Below are 17,309 nucleotides of genomic sequence, written 5' to 3'. Positions count from 1 at the left end.
ATATATGAGGTATAGTTTTATCGTTTTTTTTCCCAGAAAGTGAAAAATGATAAAAAATAGGTATGTTTTTTCATAAATTAGTGCAAAATACAGCATGAAAATGCCTTAGAAAGCGTCTGTAAGCAAGATTTTCTTATAAATGAACAAATAAATTATATAATATATAAAAGACTAAATTTAAGGGGATAGGATGATTTTATGAAAAATCCAATTGATATTTATTCGACAAAAGATTATAAGAAAGTTGAAGCTGTCGTTCAATTGATGGTGGATGGAAAGGTGACAAGTTATAGAGTAGCGACTGAGACAGATATTAGCAAGATGAGTCTAGCTACCTTGACAAAAGGAACCAGTAAAATAAAAAACATTACCTACCAAACAGCCATGTTGTTGATTGAATGGTATGATAAAAATCATGAAAAATATGGAATCACAATCGATTAGCAAAAACCTATTTTTTATGGTTTTTTCTTTTTCTAAAAAAAGGAATCACTAGGAAAGCTGTCTGGATCGAATAGTGAGTAGACCATCTCCATCTACCGACTTATTTTTTGAAAATCAGGGGTTCGTATTGAAAATACCTATAAAATTTGCTATAGTAGAGCATATATGATTTAAAAAGGAGAAATGGTATGCAAAGTGGTACAACCTTGCTATTTATGCTTGCGCTAATGGTCGGAATGATGTTCTTCATGAGCCGTAGCCAAAAGAAACAATACCAAAAACGGATGGAAAGCTTGAACAAGCTTCAAAAAGGGTATGAAGTGATTACCATCGGTGGTTTGTATGGAACAGTTGATGAAGTAGACACTGAACGTAAAACCGTTGTCTTGGACGTGGATGGCGTATACCTCACATTTGAATTGACAGCTATTAAAACAGTTTTGCCAGTTTCAGAAGGAGTGACAGCTGGTGCAGTTGAAGGCGCTGGTGACTCAGATTCTATCATCGACGGTGAATAATAAGAAAGAGCGATCAAAGGGTCGCTTTTTTCATTTTTAGCTTGATGCCCCCTAGAAAAGGGGCTAGACTGCCAATTTAAGCGGATTTATGATATAATGAAGCGATAAAAGCAGTGAAATAGGTAGAAAAACATGTTTCGTTTTAAAAAGAAAGAAAAATTAAGTGTTCCCTTAGAAGTGCCCAAGCACATTGGAATCATCATGGATGGGAACGGTCGTTGGGCCAAAAAACGGATGCAACCTCGTGTCTTTGGCCACAAAGCCGGCATGGAGGCTCTGCAAGAAGTAACCATCGCAGCCAAGGAGATGGGAGTGCAAGCCCTAACGGTCTATGCTTTCTCAACGGAAAACTGGACACGTCCTCAACAGGAAGTGAGCTTTATCATGAATCTTCCAGTTGAATTTTACGATCGTTTTGTTCCAGAACTTCATAGAAATAATGTGAAGATCCAGATGATTGGCGAGGTTTCTCGTCTTCCGAAGGAAACCTTAGAGGCTCTGGAAAAGGCAGAGACGTTAACCCACTCCAATACAGGCTTGATTTTGAATTTTGCCTTGAACTATGGAGGACGGGCGGAACTGACCCAAGCAGTCAAACAAATCGCCCAGGAAGTTCTCGATGCGCACTTAAATCCGGGTGACATTTCAGAAGAGACCATTGCCAATTATTTGTATACCAGTAGTCTACCCAAGGACTTGCGAGATCCTGATCTGATTATTCGGACCAGTGGCGAGCTTCGCTTGAGCAACTTTTTACCTTGGCAAGCAGCCTATAGTGAGCTTTACTTTACCGATGTGATGTGGCCTGACTTTGGAGAAAAGGCCTTGCATGAAGCAATAGAAGAATACAGCCATCGTCATCGACGTTTTGGTGGTGTATAGGAGAGAAATAGATGAGAAAAGATTTACAGAAGCGAGTGATTTTTGGAGGAATCGCCCTAGCATTCTTTATCCCAGTTGTTCTTATGGGAGGCCTTGTGTTCCAGATTGTAGTGGGACTTATCGCTATGTTGGGTGTTCATGAATTGTTGAAGATGAAAGGTCTGCAGACTGAAACCATCGAAGGAGCCTTGGCCATGCTAGCAGCTCTTGTGTTGGCGTTGCCTTTAGAGAGTTACCTTCCCTTCTTACCAGCGGGTGGCAATTTCATCGCCTATGGCCTTTTGGTCTTATTATTGATGGGAACGACTGTCTTGGCGCAAGGCTACACCTATGACGAGGTTGTCTATCCGATTGCTTCAAGTTTTTATGTTGGCTTTGGTTTCCATGCTTTGATTCAAGCACGCTTAGCAGGTGTAGATAAGATTCTCTTGGCCCTCTTTATTGTTTGGGCTACGGATTCAGGAGCCTACTTTATTGGGAGCCAGTTCGGTAAGAAAAAACTCTTGCCAAGAGTATCACCTAACAAGACTGTTGAAGGAAGTCTAGGCGGGATTGCTTGTGCTGTCGTTGTGACGATGATCTTTATGATGCTAGATCGTACCGTTGCAGGCTCTTACGGTTGGGTGACCATGATTCTCTTTACCATTCTTTTCAGTATAGCAGCTCAGTTTGGTGACCTAGTCGAAAGTGCCATCAAGCGCCATTTTGGAGTGAAAGACTCTGGCCGTTTTATTCCTGGTCACGGTGGTGTCTTGGATCGATTTGATAGCTTGATTTTTGTTTTCCCACTGATGCTATTCTTTGGTCTGTTTTAAACAGAAATCATCCTATCATCAGATAAAACGAAGGAGCGTGTATGCAATTTATTGCCTTTATTATCATTTTTGGCGTCATTGTCCTGGTACATGAGTTCGGCCATTTCTATTTTGCAAAGAAATCAGGCATCCTTGTTCGCGAGTTTGCGATTGGGATGGGGCCCAAGATTTTTGCCCATGTAGGCAAAGACGGAACAGCCTATACTATTCGAATCCTTCCATTGGGGGGCTATGTCCGAATGGCAGGCTGGGGCGAAGATACAACAGAGATTAAGACAGGAACGCCTGTCAGTCTAACTTTGAACCCTGAGGGAACAGTTGTTCGGATCAACCTTTCTGGGAAAAATATCGATCAGACAGCTCTTCCCATGAATGTCACAGATTTTGATTTTGAGGATAAACTTCAAATTACAGGAATCGTTATCGAAGAGACCAAAACTTATCCTGTCCACCATGATGCAACCATCGTTGAGGAAGATGGGACAGAAGTACGGATTGCTCCTCTGGATGTGCAGTATCAAAACGCTAGTATCTGGGGACGCCTGATGACCAACTTTGCTGGTCCAATGAACAACTTTATCTTAAGTATTGTCGTGTACTCTCTCCTTGCCTTTATGCAGGGAGGTGCAGTGGACTACTATAGCAACCATGTTCAGGTCGTTCCCCAAGGAGTGGTGGCTAAGGCTGGTTTGAAAGACAATGACCAGATCGTTCAAATCAATGAATACAAGGTCTCCAACTGGGATGAGTTGACAGATTCTGTCCAGAAGGCGACCCGTAACCAAGGAAAAAATCCAGAAGTAACGATTACCTATGAACGAGACGGGAAAACTCAAAAAGTGACGGTTCAACCAGAAGAAGATGGGGGACGGTATTATATCGGTGTGACCAATGCTGTCAAGACAGGCTTCCTAGATAAGCTTTTCTCAGGTGTGACAGATACTTGGTACACAGCAACTCGTATTTTGACGGCCTTGAAGGATATCATCTTCCACTTTAGTTTGAACAAGTTGGGTGGTCCGGTAGCAATCTACAAAGCTAGTTCGCAAGCTGCGGAGCTAGGACTTCCAGCGATCTTATCTTTGATGGCCATGCTGTCTATTAATATCGGAATCTTTAACTTGATTCCTATTCCGGCTTTGGATGGTGGGAAAATCTTGATCAATCTGATCGAGCTTGTTCGTAGAAAACCTCTTAAACAGGAGGTAGAAACCTACTTGACCCTTGCTGGAGTGGCGGTCATGGTTATCTTGATGATTGCTGTGACTTGGAATGATATCATGAAATTATTTTTGAAATAGAAAAGGAATGAATCTGAATGAAACAAAGTAAAATGCTTATTCCAACACTTCGCGAAATGCCAAGTGATGCGCAGGTCATCAGCCACGCTTTGATGCTACGTGCTGGTTATGTTCGTCAAGTATCAGCAGGTGTCTACTCTTACCTACCACTTGCCAACCGTGTAATCGAAAAAGCTAAGAAGATCATGCGTCAGGAATTTGATAAGATTGGTGCCGTTGAGATGTTGGCTCCGGCCCTTCTCAGCGCTGACCTTTGGCGCGAATCTGGCCGTTATGAAACTTACGGGGAAGACTTGTACAAATTGAAAAATCGTGAGAAGTCAGACTTTATCTTGGGGCCAACTCACGAAGAAACTTTCACAGCTATTGTCCGTGATTCGGTCAAGTCTTACAAGCAGTTGCCACTGAATCTCTACCAAATCCAACCCAAGTACCGTGATGAAAAACGTCCACGGAATGGACTTCTTCGGACCCGTGAGTTCATCATGAAAGATGGTTATAGCTTCCACGCTAACTACGATAGCTTGGATGTGACCTATGATGACTACAAGGCAGCCTATGAGCGTATCTTCACTCGTAGTGGTTTGGACTTCAAAGCTATCATCGGTGACGGTGGAGCTATGGGCGGTAAGGATAGCCAAGAATTTATGGCCATCACTCCTTCACGTACAGACCTTGACCGTTGGGTGGTCTTAGACAAGTCAGTCGCATCATTTGATGAGATTCCTGCAGAAGTGCAAGAAGAAATCAAGGCAGAATTGCTCAAATGGATGGTTTCTGGTGAAGATACGATTGCCTACTCAAGTGAGTCAAGCTATGCAGCTAACTTGGAAATGGCGACAAACGCCTACAAACCAAGCAACCGTGTTGTGACGGAAGAAGAAGTGGCTCGTGTGGAAACACCAGGTGTCAAATCAATTGATGAAGTAGCTGCCTTCTTGAATATCTCTGAAGACCAAACAATCAAGACCTTGGTTTATATTGCAGACCAAGAGCCAGTTGTAGCTCTATTGGTTGGCAACGACCAACTCAATGAAGTCAAGTTAAAAAACCACCTTGGAGCAGATTTCTTGGAACCTGCAACAGAGGCAGAAGTGAAAGAATTGTTGGGAGCTGACTTTGGTTCTCTTGGTCCAGTCAATCTTCCAGAAACTGTCAAAATTATTGCAGATCGCAAAGTGCAAGATAGCCGCAATGCTGTTGTGGGTGCTAACCAAGATGGCTACCACTTGACGGGTGTGAATCCAGGCCGTGACTTTACTGCCGAATATGTGGATATCCGTGAAGTGCGTGAGGGTGAAATCTCTCCAGATGGACAAGGTGTTCTCAACTTTGCGCGTGGAATCGAGATTGGTCACATCTTCAAACTCGGTACTCGCTACTCAGCAAGTATGGGTGCAGATGTCTTGGATGAAAATGGCCGTGCTGTGCCAATCATCATGGGCTGCTATGGTATCGGTGTGAGTCGTCTCCTTTCAGCAGTCATGGAACAACACGCTCGCCTCTTCGTTAACAAGACACCAAAAGGTGAATACCGTTACGCTTGGGGAATCAACTTCCCTAAAGAATTGGCGCCGTTTGATGTGCATTTGATTCCAGTAAATGTCAAAGACGAAGCCTCTCTTGAATTGACTAGCAAGATCGAAGACCAATTGGTCAAGGCTGGCTACGAAGTCTTGGTGGATGACCGTAACGAACGTGCAGGTGTTAAATTTAGCGATAGTGACTTGATTGGTTTGCCAATCCGCATCACTGTTGGGAAGAAAGCAGCTGACGGTATCGTAGAAGTGAAAATCAAAGCTTCAGGAGACACGATTGAAGTGCATGCAGACAACCTGCTTGAAACCCTTTCAATTTTAAATAAATAAGCAACAGTAGAAGGCTAGGATGCTCAACACCCTAGCCTTCTTTTTTGTAAGCTGAGCCAGCTAGACGAAAGGACCTTCTGACAGTCGAAAAGTTAGGCGAAATATGATAAAATAAAGGCTAGTAATTCGTCAGGGAGAAATCATGTCAACTAGCTTTGAAATCTTAATGAATCAGTTAGGGATGCCTTTGGAAATGCGTGAATCAGGCACTTTTGAAGGGGCTGAAATCCAAGAGGTCATCGTCCATAAGCTCAGTCGTGTTTGGGAATTTCATTTTATTTTTGCCGAAATTCTCCCCATCACGATTTTTCAGGAGCTCAAAAACCGCTTGGCCGAGGAGTTTTCAAAGACAGGAAATCGAGCGGTGTTTGAGATTCAGGTAAAGAATCCAACTTTTAGTGAGGAGCTCTTGCAAGCCTATTACCAGGAGGCTTTTGAGGATGGTCCCTGTGCAAGCCAGGGCTTTAAGAGCATGTATCAACACTTGCAGGTTCGTGCACAGGGAGAAGAGCTGATCATTAGTGGTCCTTCATCTGTGGATACGGAGCATCACCGGAAAAACCATCTGCCAAATCTTGCTAGTCAATTGACCAAGTTTGGATTCCCTCATTTTCAGTGTCGGGTAGAAGCTGATGACCAGTTGACAGAAGAACTCCATCAGGCCTTTGAAGCTGAGAAGGATCAAATCTTCCAAGCAGCCAATGAAGAGACTTTGCGGGCCATGGAGTCCTTGTCTCAAATGGCCCCACCGCCAGCAGAGGAAAAACCAGCCTTTGATTTCAAAGCCAAAAAGGCTGCGGCCAAGCCTAAGCTGGATAAGGCAGAGATCACTCCTATGATTGATATCACGACAGAAGAGAACCGCATCGTTTTTGAAGGGGTAGTCTTTGATGTCGAGCAAAAGGTAACTCGGACAGGTCGAGTCTTGATCAATTTCAAGATGACCGACTATACCTCCAGTTTTTCGCTCCAGAAATGGGCTAAAAATGAAGAAGAAGCTCAGAAGTTTGATATGATCAAGAAAAACTCTTGGTTACGGGTTCGTGGGAATATCGAGGTCAATAGCTTTACACGAGATTTGACTATGAATGTTCAAGATGTTCAAGAAGTGGTCCACTATGAGCGTAAGGATCTGATGCCAGAAGGCGAGCGTCGGGTCGAGTTCCATGCCCATACCAATATGTCGACCATGGATGCCCTACCTGAGGTAGAGGAGTTGGTCGCAAAAGCAGCTAAATGGGGCCATAAGGCAGTTGCTATTACCGATCATGGCAATGTGCAGTCCTTCCCTCATGGTTACAAGGCAGCTAAAAAAGCTGGTATCCAACTCATCTATGGGATGGAAGCCAATATCGTTGAAGACCGTGTACCGATTACCTACAATGAAGTCGATCTAGACCTTCATGAAGCGACCTATGTGGTTTTTGACGTGGAAACGACAGGACTCTCAGCAATTTACAATGATTTGATTCAGGTTGCCGCTTCTAAAATGCACAAGGGTAATATCATTGCTGAATTTGATGAGTTTATCAATCCAGGGCACCCCATTTCCGCCTTTACAACGGATCTGACAGGCATTACCGATGACCATGTTCGCAATGCTAAACCTTTGAAACAGGTCTTGGAGGAGTTCCAGGAATTCTGCAAGGATGCGGTTTTGGTTGCCCACAATGCCACTTTTGACGTGGGCTTCATGAATGCCAACTATAAGCGTCATGGCCTTCCCAAAATCACTCAGCCAGTAATTGATACGTTAGAGTTTGCTCGGAACCTTTATCCAGAGTACAAGCGTCATGGTTTGGGCCCCTTGACCAAGCGGTTTGGGGTTGCCTTGGAACACCACCACATGGCCAACTATGATGCGGAAGCGACGGGTCGCTTACTCTTTATCTTTATCAAGGATGTAGCAGAAAAGCATGGCGTGACCAATCTTGCCAAGCTGAATTTGGATTTGATTAGTCCGGATTCCTACAAAAAGGCTCGGGTCAAACACGCAACCATCTATGTCAAGAACCAGACGGGCTTGAAAAACATGTTCAAATTGGTCTCCCTTTCCAATACCCAATATTTTGAGGGAGTTCCTCGGATTCCGCGAACGGTTTTAGATGCTCACCGGGAAGGCTTGATCCTGGGATCGGCTTGTTCTGAAGGAGAAGTCTTTGACGCGGTCGTCTCTCAAGGAGTTGATGCGGCAGTGGAAGTGGCCAAGTATTATGACTTTATCGAGGTCATGCCTCCAGCCATCTATGTGCCCCTCATTGCTAAAGAGCAGGTCAAAGACATGGACGAGCTCCAGACTATCATCAAGAGCTTGATTGAGGTGGGAGATCGCCTTGGCAAGCCAGTCCTCGCGACAGGAAATGTCCACTACCTTGAGCCCGAGGATGAGATTTATCGAGAAATCATTGTCCGCAGTCTTGGGCAAGGGGCCATGATTAACCGGACCATCGGTCATGGAGAAAACGCCCAACCTGCACCCCTACCAAAAGCCCATTTCCGTACAACCAATGAAATGCTGGATGAATTTGCTTTTCTAGGGGAAGACTTAGCACGAAAACTGGTCATTGAAAACACCAATGCTCTGGCAGAAATCTTTGAACCTGTCGAAGTGGTTAAGGGGGACCTCTATACCCCATTTATCGACAAGGCCGAAGAAACGGTTGCCGAATTGACCTATCAGAAGGCCTTTGAAATCTATGGCAATCCGCTACCTGATATTGTTGATTTACGGATTGAAAAAGAATTAACCTCTATCCTGGGGAATGGCTTCGCCGTGATCTATCTGGCTTCCCAACTCTTGGTGCACCGTTCCAATGAACGGGGCTACTTGGTTGGTTCCCGGGGATCTGTCGGCTCCAGTTTCGTTGCGACCATGATCGGGATTACCGAGGTTAATCCGCTCTCTCCTCACTATGTCTGCGGGGAGTGTAAATACAGTGAGTTTATCACGGATGGTTCTTATGGTTCAGGATTTGATATGCCCAATAAGGACTGTCCAAACTGTGGTCACCAACTCAGCAAAAACGGCCAAGACATTCCTTTCGAGACCTTTCTTGGTTTTGATGGGGACAAGGTACCCGATATCGATTTGAACTTCTCAGGGGAAGATCAGCCGAGTGCCCACTTGGATGTCCGTGATATTTTTGGAGAAGAATATGCCTTCCGGGCAGGAACAGTAGGTACAGTTGCAGCCAAGACCGCCTATGGGTTTGTTAAAGGCTATGAGCGGGACTACGGCAAGTATTACCGGGATGCAGAGGTGGAACGGCTAGCCCAGGGAGCAGCTGGGGTTAAACGGACGACCGGTCAGCACCCAGGGGGAATCGTTGTTATCCCTAACTATATGGATGTCTATGACTTCACCCCTGTGCAGTACCCAGCAGATGATGTGACAGCCGAATGGCAGACCACTCACTTTAACTTCCACGATATCGACGAGAACGTACTTAAACTCGATGTCCTGGGACACGATGATCCGACTATGATTCGCAAGCTCCAGGACTTATCAGGCATTGATCCAAACGATATTCCTATGGATGATCCAGGTGTCATGGCCCTCTTCTCAGGAACCGATATCTTAGGAGTCACACCGGAGCAAATCGGTACCTCGACTGGTATGCTGGGGATCCCAGAGTTTGGGACCAACTTTGTTCGGGGCATGGTCGATGAGACTCATCCGACCACCTTTGCCGAGTTGCTTCAGCTTTCTGGTCTGTCTCACGGTACCGACGTATGGTTGGGAAATGCCCAAGACTTGATCAAGGCGGGTATTGCTGACCTATCAACCGTTATCGGATGTCGAGATGACATCATGGTTTACCTCATGCACGCTGGCCTAGATCCAAAAATGGCCTTTACCATCATGGAGCGGGTGCGGAAAGGCATGTGGCTCAAGATTCCTGAAGAAGAGCGCAATGGCTATATCGAGGCCATGAAGGCTAACAATGTCCCAGAATGGTACATCGAATCTTGTGGGAAAATCAAGTACATGTTCCCCAAAGCCCATGCGGCAGCCTACGTTATGATGGCCTTGCGGGTGGCTTACTTTAAGGTTCATCATCCTCTCTACTATTACTGTGCTTACTTCTCAATCCGTGCCAAGGCCTTTGATATCAAGACCATGGGCGCAGGACTAGAAGCCGTGAAAGCGCGGATGAAGGAGATTGCTGAAAAACGCAAGAACAACGAAGCTTCCAATGTGGAGATTGACCTCTACACGACCCTTGAAATTGTCAATGAGATGTGGGAGCGTGGCTTCAAGTTTGGTAAGCTAGACCTCTATCGCAGTGATGCGACGGAATTCATCATCGATGGAGACACCCTTATTCCACCATTTGTTGCCATGGATGGATTGGGAGAAAACGTAGCCAAGCAGATTGTACGAGCTCGCAAAGAAGGAGAATTCCTTTCTAAAACAGAGTTGCGCAAACGTGGTGGCGTCTCCTCAACCTTGGTGGAAAAGATGGACGAGATGGGAATTCTTGGCAATATGCCAGAAGACAACCAGCTCAGTCTCTTTGATGATTTGTTCTGATGGATAAATGATTTTTATTCAAAAGTTATCAATCTTAGATGAACAAAAGTCATAATTACATGACGCAGTAATGAATTGATTTAATTGTTCGTTTTCTAAGTTTGGAAGAATGTTATATTATCTTTTCAGGAGTAGGACGGAACGAAATTTGCTAAAAATCGTACTGTTTTACTCCTATTTTATATACTTTTATTCTCAAATAGAGAAAGTTTATTATAGTTGATCTTAAATTGAGAAAAATAATACTATGTTCTAGATGGATAATATTGATTTTACAGTTTGTACATGCTATACTATCTATAATAATAAATAGTTAATATATAGTTAATAAAAAGTTGAAAGGAGATGGAGATATGACTGAATGGATTGTTATTGATCAGTTTGGTAATATGATTGCACAAGGATTTTGGACAAAGGAAGCAGCAGAGCAGTATTCAAAAAATATTCCTAATACAAGTGTTATTCAAAAGAATTAGCTACCCTTAACTACAGATTCATATGAATTTGTAGTTTTTTTAAAAATACAATAAAGGCGGATGAAATGGAGATTCAATTTACTTCTAAAAAGGTTGGAGAACTATTGAAAAAAGGAGATTTGCGGATTCCTTCTTATCAAAGACCATATAAATGGAATAGAAAGCATATCCGTAATCTTTTTTATGATTTACGAGATGCTATGGGGAAAAAGGAATATCAGGTTGGCTCTGTTATCTTGCATGAGAATGATGGGCACTTAGATATTGTCGATGGACAGCAACGGTTAATTTCAATTTCTTTGTTTCTTCATTTATTAGATGATTTAGAGAATTATAAGGGTGCTAAGCAACTACTAAGTGCTGAATTTGGAGAGCTATCTTGTTATCATGCGAGTGAAAATTATAATGAGTGGGAAAATTTGACTCAATTGGTTGGTGAGAATCAGGCAAAAGATATTTGTAATTTTTTATTGGAAAATTGTTCTGTCTCCGTGATTACTATGCCGCAGGAACGATTATCAGAGGCCTTTCAGCTATTTGATTCTCAGAATAATCGTGGAAAATCTCTAGAACCTCATGATTTGCTCAAAGCCTATCATCTTCGTAAGCAAGATTCTGAAGATGAAAGAATTGTTGAAAAGTGGGAGCAATTTGTAGAGGATAAAGAGTTAAGTCTCAAAGAGTTATTTGATAAGCATCTTTTTCGTATGAGACGTTGGTCTAGGGGAGAAACAGGATTAACAAACAAGCGTTATGGCTCTTATCTACGATTTACAGAGGATTATATTGACGACTTTAAAGGCGTTGATTTGAATCAGAACTTTCCGTACCTAGAATTGTATCGTCATATTGAAAAATTTCCTCTTTCAATTACTATGCCAATCATTGATGGAAGTAAATTTTTTGAGTATATTGAATCTGCTCATGAAACTATTAAAGAACATAAAGATTTTTTAAATGAAGAGTTAGGATTTTTTGATGAGCCTGAAGAGGGAGAAAAAAATGTAGATTACCCAGAAGGCATGTTGAACATTTACAATAGCTCAAAGGGACGCTATCTCAAATGCTACAATCTGTTTCTAAATATTTGTTCGCTTTTTGCAGATAGATTTGGAAAAGATGAGCTATCAAAGGAGATAGTAGAGACCCTGTTTATTTGGTCTTACTACCCTAGAGTTAAGTCTAAAGCTATATATGATGCAACGGTAGGAAACTATGCTGCTGGTGGAAAGTTTAGACAAAAAGAGGCTCAAAAACTATTTCAACTTTTATCTCATGCTGTCACTCCGAATGATTTCATGGTCAAGATAGATAGAGAGTTATTTGAAAATTATACTGTGGACAAGATTATAGAAGAGGAAAAAGGTAAATGGTAGAAACACATATAAGCTTATCAGTTAATCGTTTGTTAAATGAAGATACCTATGCTATTCCTCTTTATCAGAGAAATTTTGCTTGGACTTATGATGAAATTGAGCAGTTACTGAATGATGTAGCAGATGCTTTTCAAGAAAACAGAGACAATTACTATTACTATATTGGAACATTAGTCGTTAATAAAGAGAATGACCTTTTCAAAATTATAGATGGGCAGCAGCGAACAACGGCCCTTAATTTGATTGCCTTAGCTTTGAAGCATGAGTTTGGTTTTGATAGATTGAAATCTGTTAATCTTATCTTCCCAGCTCGGAAGAAATCAAATGAGAATATTCAAAAACTATTTACTAAGCAAAAAATCTCTGAGGACGATGAAAATGAATTAACTAGAGGTTACGGGCATGCTAAAGATGCATTGAAAAAAGTGCTAGAGGAGCGCCAGCTTAATCCTCAGTCTTTCGTTGATTATCTTTTTGAGAATGTCATCATTTTTCGGAGTATACTTCCTGAAGATTTAGATTTAAATCTTTATTTCGAACGTTTCAATTCTCGTGGAGAACAACTAGAGGCTCATGAGATTCTTAAGGCACAAATGATGGCTAAGTTTGGAGAAGATCAAGATACGTCACAAAAATTTGCGAGAATCTGGGATGCTTGCGCAGAGTTTGATAAGCCGGTAGCAAGTCAATTTAAGATGAGGCAGAAGAGGGCAGATAGTTTTCAAGAACGTGAACGTATTTTTGGGTGGCACTTTTCAAATTACTCATTTCATAATATTTATGATGATATTGATTTTTATCAAAATGAAAGAAGAAAGTTATCAGATATAATAGGAATAAAGGTAAATGAAAAAATTACAGAAGTAGAAAAAGATTTTGGTGACTATACCCAAGTTATTGATTTTCCGACCTTCTTACTCCATGTATTGGCAATTTGGGAAGGTAAGGATACCAGTGAGGTTCAGTTAGATGATAAGAAACTCTTAACTCTATTTGATATAAAAAATAAAAATAAAACTTGGGTTATTGAATTCAGTGAATTCCTTCTTAAAATGAAACATATTTTTGATAATTTCATAGTTAGAAATTCAAATATGGATTCTTCAAGCAGAAATAAGGATGAGTGGTTTTTGCAGAAGGGTACTTATTATGAATACCAACCAAATGGAAAAGCAAAAGAGCATTACATAGTTGAGGAACGCTTTACTAAAAATACATTTTCAGATTCGGAAATTAACAAAAACATCATTCTTTTGCAATCAATGTTTGCTGTGACCTTCACGGCCAATCGTGACAGTCGTTGGTTATATGAAATCTTGCAATTCCTCTTTAACCATATTGAAAAGTTAAATCAGCCAGAATTTGGTTCTTATTTTAAAGATTTTCTTGAAATAATGGCTGTAAGATATGCTGATGGAAAATTGTTTACCAAGGAAGGTATTATCAAGAAATATGGTGACATCCCTGTTTATGCATTCAATTTTATTGATTACGTTTTATGGAAAAATCGTGGAGAATTAGGAAGAAAGTATGAAGGTATTAAATTTGATCAGTTCAAATTTGCATATCGTCGTTCTGTAGAGCATTGGTTTCCACAACATCCAAATAGTGATGAAAGAGTTGAGAAAATGGATGATCAATTCTTACACTCATTTGGTAACCTTTGTATTATTACTGATAGTCAAAATTCGAAATTTGGAAATTTAGTTCCGAGTGCAAAATATAAACAGTGGGAAGGAATTTTTGATCGTCAGAGTCTAAAATTACAAATAATGGCTAGCATAACAGAAAAAACTAAATGGGAATCGGATCAGATAAAAGGATTAGAAAAAGAAATTTTACCTATGGTCAAAAAATTTATAGAAAGTAAGTCATAAGAATTGCCTTAATCATCAATGTTAAAACGCTATTGTATATCTAATAGATTTACAATAGCCTTCTTTTTTGTTACAATAATCAATAGAAAGAAGGTGAGAATATGTCTAAGACGAGTATGAGTATTCGTTTGGATAGTGAGGTTAAGGAACAGGCTCAACAGGTTTTTAACCATTTAGGGATGGATATGACTACAGCCATCAACATTTTCCTCCGTCAGGCTATTCAATATCAGGGTCTACCGTTTGATGTAAAGATAGATGAAAACAGGAAATTGCTTCAAGTCGTCACGGATGTAGAGCAAAATCGGAATATGAGTCGGTCTTTTGAATCTGTCTCAGACTTGATGGAGGACTTGCGTGCTTAAGATTCGCTATCATAAACAGTTTAAAAAAGATTTTAAGGTGGCAATGAGGCGTGGATTGAAAGCAGATTTGTTTGAAGAAGTCTTGCATTTTCTGATTCAAGAAAAAGAACTTCCTGTCAGATATCGTGACCATCAATTGACTGATTCCAAGCATTTCCAAGGTGTTCGGGAGTGTCATATCCAGCCGGATTGGCTTTTGGTGTATAAAGTGGACAAGGATGAATTGATTTTAAACTTGCTGAGGACAGGAAGTCATAGTGATTTGTTCTAATGGATTCAAGGATCCTCGCTCGCTTTGAGGTTAGCTAATGATAGAAAAGAAAAAAAGAGCAACACCCTGGAAGTCAGGGAAAGTCATTTCCATTCGCCTAAGGAATAGCGTCTATGTCTTAGCACAAATGGTCCGAGAGCCCTATCTGGTATTTTTTAACCATTTTAAGGAGGAAAATAGTTGGAAGGGAGTGACCTTGAAAGAGGAGAATATTCTCTTTTGTAAAGCAGTCACTCGTCAGTTTCTACGCTATAGTCCTGTAACGATTGTCAAAGATCTTGAGCCACTCTTAGATTATCGGCTACCTAAAGAATGGATTTATAGCCATATGGAAGGGCATCCGATTACGGTTTCGGTGAAGGGACGGGAGCGCCAAGTAGCTGGTTTTGGCCAACGGCTTTCTTTGGTTCAGGCGGATAAGGAAAGTGGCCTACCAGAGGATAATCCTCTAATGGGACTCTTCCAAGCCTATATCCTACCAGATATCCAAGAGCAGGATTGGGAGCGGGTAGGTCAGGCTGAGCTCATGTCGATCGAAGTCTTTCCGACGCTCAATGAACGTCTCTATCTCTGCTTTCTTCATGGGAAAAATGTGAATCCAGAGCTAGATATCTCTTTAGGAAAGCCCCTGCCCGATGATTATGAAACCTATATCGATATTCTTACCAACAGCCCAGAGGCACGACGTCTCTATCTAGGTGAGGAGGATGACTAAGAAAGGAATGGAACGATGAGGGTGAAAATTTTTGCAGAAGACAAACCTGCTCAAAAAACATTTAGCTATCAATTAGAGCTAGATACCGATACAATTTTAAAAGTCACTGGCTTGGTCTGCTCCACTGTCGTGGTAGCAAGCCTCTTGTCACTTTTAAAGGATTAATATAGAAAAGGATTGAAAATGGTTTTACCAAATTTTAAAGAAAACTTAGAAAAGTACGCTAAATTGTTGGTTGCGAACGGAGTTAACGTGCAACCTGGCCATACCTTGGCCTTGAACATCGATGTGGAGCAAAGAGAATTAGCCCACTTGATTGTGAAGGAAGCTTATGCTTTAGGGGCACACGAAGTCATTGTCCAATGGGCCGACGACTTCACTAACCGGGAAAAATTCCTCCATGCACCGATGGATCGCTTGGACAATATACCTGACTACAAGATTGCAGAGATGAACTACCTCTTGGAACATAAGGCCAGTCGCTTGGGTGTTCGCTCGTCTGACCCAGGTGCTTTAAATGGTGTCGATGCAGAGAAGCTTTCTGCCTCTGCTAAGGCTTTGGGCATGGCCATGAAACCCATGCGCATCGCCACTCAGTCTAATAAGGTCAGCTGGACAGTTGCTGCTGCAGCAGGGTTAGAATGGGCGAAGAAGGTCTTCCCAAATGCGGCTAGCGATGAAGAAGCAGTGGATCTCCTGTGGGATCAAATCTTCAAGACCTGCCGGGTTTACGAAGAAGATCCAGTCAAGGCTTGGGAAGAGCATGCTGCTATTCTCAAGAGCAAAGCAGATACACTTAACAAAGAGCAATTCTCAGCCCTTCATTACACAGCGCCTGGAACAGATTTGACCCTTGGTTTACCGAAAAACCACGTTTGGGAATCAGCCGGAGCTATTAATGCCCAAGGCGAAGGATTCTTGCCAAATATGCCGACAGAAGAGGTCTTCACAGCTCCTGACTTCCGTCGCGCAGAAGGTTATGTCACTTCTACAAAACCGCTTAGCTACAATGGGAATATCATCGAAGGGATCAAAGTGACCTTTGAAAATGGGGAAATTGTAGATATTACAGCTGAAAAAGGCGATCAAGTCATGAAAGATTTGGTCTTCAAAAACAAGGGAGCGCGTGCCTTGGGTGAGTGTGCCCTCGTACCAGACCCAAGCCCAATTTCCCAATCAGGGATTACCTTCTTTAACACTCTCTTTGACGAAAATGCCTCTAACCACTTGGCCATTGGGGCAGCCTATGCAACCAGTGTAGAAGGTGGTGCAGAGTTTACAGAAGAAGAACTCGAAGCAGCAGGACTTAACCGCTCAGACGTCCACGTCGACTTTATGATCGGCTCAAGCCAAATGGATATCGACGGCATCCGAGAAGACGGCACCCGCGTCCCAGTATTCCGCAACGGAGATTGGGCAATATAGGGAGCAGGACAGAAATCGGTAGACGCAGTCTCGATTTCGTAGTCCTGCCCCCGCACAGTTGATTAGGAAGTACGAGTACCGTAGGTAGGAGTAGTTCCAATCAACCACTGCGCCGAGAGACAGAAATCAGTAACTCGAAGAGTTTGATTTCGTAGTCCTGCTCCCGCACAGTTGATTAGGAAGTACGAGTACCGTAGGTAGGAGTAGTTCCAATCAACCACTGCGCCGAGAGACAGAAATCAGTAGACGCAGTCTCGATTTCTTCCTCGCTTTTTTGGATTTAAGGCTCGGGCAAAAAAGGTCCACCGGACCTTTTTAGTACCCCCGTCCAGTTGCTTAGGAAGGGCCTTACTTCGCAATCCCTATCCGCCACTCAAAACAGTGTTTTGAGCATTCAACCACTGCGCCAAGAAATAAAAATCAGGCACTCAGAGCGGTTGTT

Annotated in this window: 15 protein-coding genes; all 15 read left to right on the top strand. The window is 42.2% G+C overall.

Annotated elements, in window-relative coordinates; translation table 11 throughout:
• Nucleotides 1-198: 198 nt before the first annotated feature.
• Nucleotides 199-444 (top strand): hypothetical protein, encoded by a 246-nt coding sequence (locus D7D50_RS01500; RefSeq protein WP_023022151.1) that lies wholly within the window; start codon nucleotides 199-201, stop codon nucleotides 442-444.
• A gap of 188 nt (nucleotides 445-632) precedes the next feature.
• Nucleotides 633-962: a preprotein translocase subunit YajC gene (yajC, locus tag D7D50_RS01495; protein WP_006595033.1), complete on the top strand. Its 330-nt coding sequence runs from the start codon at nucleotides 633-635 to the stop codon at nucleotides 960-962.
• Nucleotides 963-1,094: 132 nt separating this feature from the next.
• Nucleotides 1,095-1,844, top strand: a complete 750-nt coding sequence (locus D7D50_RS01490; RefSeq protein ID WP_120701294.1) for an isoprenyl transferase — start codon at nucleotides 1,095-1,097, stop codon at nucleotides 1,842-1,844.
• Nucleotides 1,845-1,855: 11 nt separating this feature from the next.
• Entirely contained in the window at nucleotides 1,856-2,659 is an 804-nt protein-coding gene (locus D7D50_RS01485; RefSeq protein ID WP_023027645.1) for a phosphatidate cytidylyltransferase, read from the top strand.
• 41 nt (nucleotides 2,660-2,700) lie between these two features.
• Nucleotides 2,701-3,960 (top strand): RIP metalloprotease RseP, encoded by a 1,260-nt coding sequence (gene rseP, locus D7D50_RS01480; protein ID WP_023022155.1) that lies wholly within the window; start codon nucleotides 2,701-2,703, stop codon nucleotides 3,958-3,960.
• A gap of 17 nt (nucleotides 3,961-3,977) precedes the next feature.
• Nucleotides 3,978-5,828: a proline--tRNA ligase gene (locus D7D50_RS01475; RefSeq protein WP_120701293.1), complete on the top strand. Its 1,851-nt coding sequence runs from the start codon at nucleotides 3,978-3,980 to the stop codon at nucleotides 5,826-5,828.
• 142 nt (nucleotides 5,829-5,970) lie between these two features.
• Complete coding sequence (locus D7D50_RS01470; protein WP_120701292.1) at nucleotides 5,971-10,362, top strand: PolC-type DNA polymerase III; 4,392 nt, start codon at nucleotides 5,971-5,973, stop codon at nucleotides 10,360-10,362.
• A gap of 353 nt (nucleotides 10,363-10,715) precedes the next feature.
• Nucleotides 10,716-10,838 (top strand): hypothetical protein, encoded by a 123-nt coding sequence (locus D7D50_RS10325; protein ID WP_257375148.1) that lies wholly within the window; start codon nucleotides 10,716-10,718, stop codon nucleotides 10,836-10,838.
• A 65-nt stretch (nucleotides 10,839-10,903) separates the two neighbouring features.
• Nucleotides 10,904-12,214 (top strand): DUF262 domain-containing protein, encoded by a 1,311-nt coding sequence (locus tag D7D50_RS01465; protein WP_120701291.1) that lies wholly within the window; start codon nucleotides 10,904-10,906, stop codon nucleotides 12,212-12,214.
• A complete protein-coding gene (locus D7D50_RS01460) occupies nucleotides 12,208-14,091 on the top strand; it encodes a GmrSD restriction endonuclease domain-containing protein (RefSeq protein WP_120701290.1) in 1,884 nt (627 codons plus the stop codon). The genes D7D50_RS01465 and D7D50_RS01460 overlap by 7 nt, the downstream gene beginning before the upstream one ends.
• 101 nt (nucleotides 14,092-14,192) lie before the next feature.
• The gene (locus D7D50_RS01455; protein ID WP_120701289.1) at nucleotides 14,193-14,456 is read left to right on the top strand and encodes a type II toxin-antitoxin system RelB/DinJ family antitoxin; all 264 of its coding nucleotides are present in this window, start codon (nucleotides 14,193-14,195) and stop codon (nucleotides 14,454-14,456) included.
• Complete coding sequence (locus D7D50_RS01450) at nucleotides 14,449-14,727, top strand: type II toxin-antitoxin system RelE/ParE family toxin (protein ID WP_120701288.1); 279 nt, start codon at nucleotides 14,449-14,451, stop codon at nucleotides 14,725-14,727. Before D7D50_RS01455 ends, D7D50_RS01450 begins: the two co-directional genes overlap by 8 nt.
• Nucleotides 14,728-14,764: 37 nt before the next feature.
• Nucleotides 14,765-15,442 carry a hypothetical protein gene (locus D7D50_RS01445; RefSeq protein WP_120701287.1) on the top strand — a complete coding sequence of 226 codons (678 nt, stop codon included), beginning with the start codon at nucleotides 14,765-14,767 and terminating at the stop codon, nucleotides 15,440-15,442.
• 15 nt (nucleotides 15,443-15,457) lie between these two features.
• Nucleotides 15,458-15,607 (top strand): hypothetical protein, encoded by a 150-nt coding sequence (locus D7D50_RS10120; protein WP_167444695.1) that lies wholly within the window; start codon nucleotides 15,458-15,460, stop codon nucleotides 15,605-15,607.
• A gap of 18 nt (nucleotides 15,608-15,625) precedes the next feature.
• Nucleotides 15,626-16,867 (top strand): aminopeptidase, encoded by a 1,242-nt coding sequence (locus D7D50_RS01440; protein WP_120701286.1) that lies wholly within the window; start codon nucleotides 15,626-15,628, stop codon nucleotides 16,865-16,867.
• Nucleotides 16,868-17,309: the final 442 nt, after the last annotated feature.

Origin of the sequence: Streptococcus koreensis (assembly GCF_003627135.1) — a bacterium.
Lineage (GTDB): Bacteria > Bacillota > Bacilli > Lactobacillales > Streptococcaceae > Streptococcus > Streptococcus ilei.
Note: the sequence above shows the minus strand (reverse complement) of the source record. Positions and strands in the feature narration are given on the sequence as shown.

Excerpts from the sequence above, each read along its gene's own strand:
- rseP (WP_023022155.1), top strand. The coding sequence starts at position 2,701 with ATGCAATTTATTGCCTTTATTATCATTTTTGGCGTCATTGTCCTGGTA.
- D7D50_RS10120 (WP_167444695.1), top strand. The coding sequence starts at position 15,458 with ATGAGGGTGAAAATTTTTGCAGAAGACAAACCTGCTCAAAAAACATTT.
- D7D50_RS01465 (WP_120701291.1), top strand. The coding sequence starts at position 10,904 with ATGGAGATTCAATTTACTTCTAAAAAGGTTGGAGAACTATTGAAAAAA.
- D7D50_RS01475 (WP_120701293.1), top strand. The coding sequence starts at position 3,978 with ATGAAACAAAGTAAAATGCTTATTCCAACACTTCGCGAAATGCCAAGT.
- D7D50_RS01500 (WP_023022151.1), top strand. The coding sequence starts at position 199 with ATGAAAAATCCAATTGATATTTATTCGACAAAAGATTATAAGAAAGTT.
- D7D50_RS10325 (WP_257375148.1), top strand. The coding sequence starts at position 10,716 with ATGACTGAATGGATTGTTATTGATCAGTTTGGTAATATGATTGCACAA.
- D7D50_RS01440 (WP_120701286.1), top strand. The coding sequence starts at position 15,626 with ATGGTTTTACCAAATTTTAAAGAAAACTTAGAAAAGTACGCTAAATTG.
- D7D50_RS01470 (WP_120701292.1), top strand. The coding sequence starts at position 5,971 with ATGTCAACTAGCTTTGAAATCTTAATGAATCAGTTAGGGATGCCTTTG.
- yajC (WP_006595033.1), top strand. The coding sequence starts at position 633 with ATGCAAAGTGGTACAACCTTGCTATTTATGCTTGCGCTAATGGTCGGA.
- D7D50_RS01490 (WP_120701294.1), top strand. The coding sequence starts at position 1,095 with ATGTTTCGTTTTAAAAAGAAAGAAAAATTAAGTGTTCCCTTAGAAGTG.
- D7D50_RS01485 (WP_023027645.1), top strand. The coding sequence starts at position 1,856 with ATGAGAAAAGATTTACAGAAGCGAGTGATTTTTGGAGGAATCGCCCTA.
- D7D50_RS01460 (WP_120701290.1), top strand. The coding sequence starts at position 12,208 with ATGGTAGAAACACATATAAGCTTATCAGTTAATCGTTTGTTAAATGAA.
- D7D50_RS01455 (WP_120701289.1), top strand. The coding sequence starts at position 14,193 with ATGTCTAAGACGAGTATGAGTATTCGTTTGGATAGTGAGGTTAAGGAA.
- D7D50_RS01445 (WP_120701287.1), top strand. The coding sequence starts at position 14,765 with ATGATAGAAAAGAAAAAAAGAGCAACACCCTGGAAGTCAGGGAAAGTC.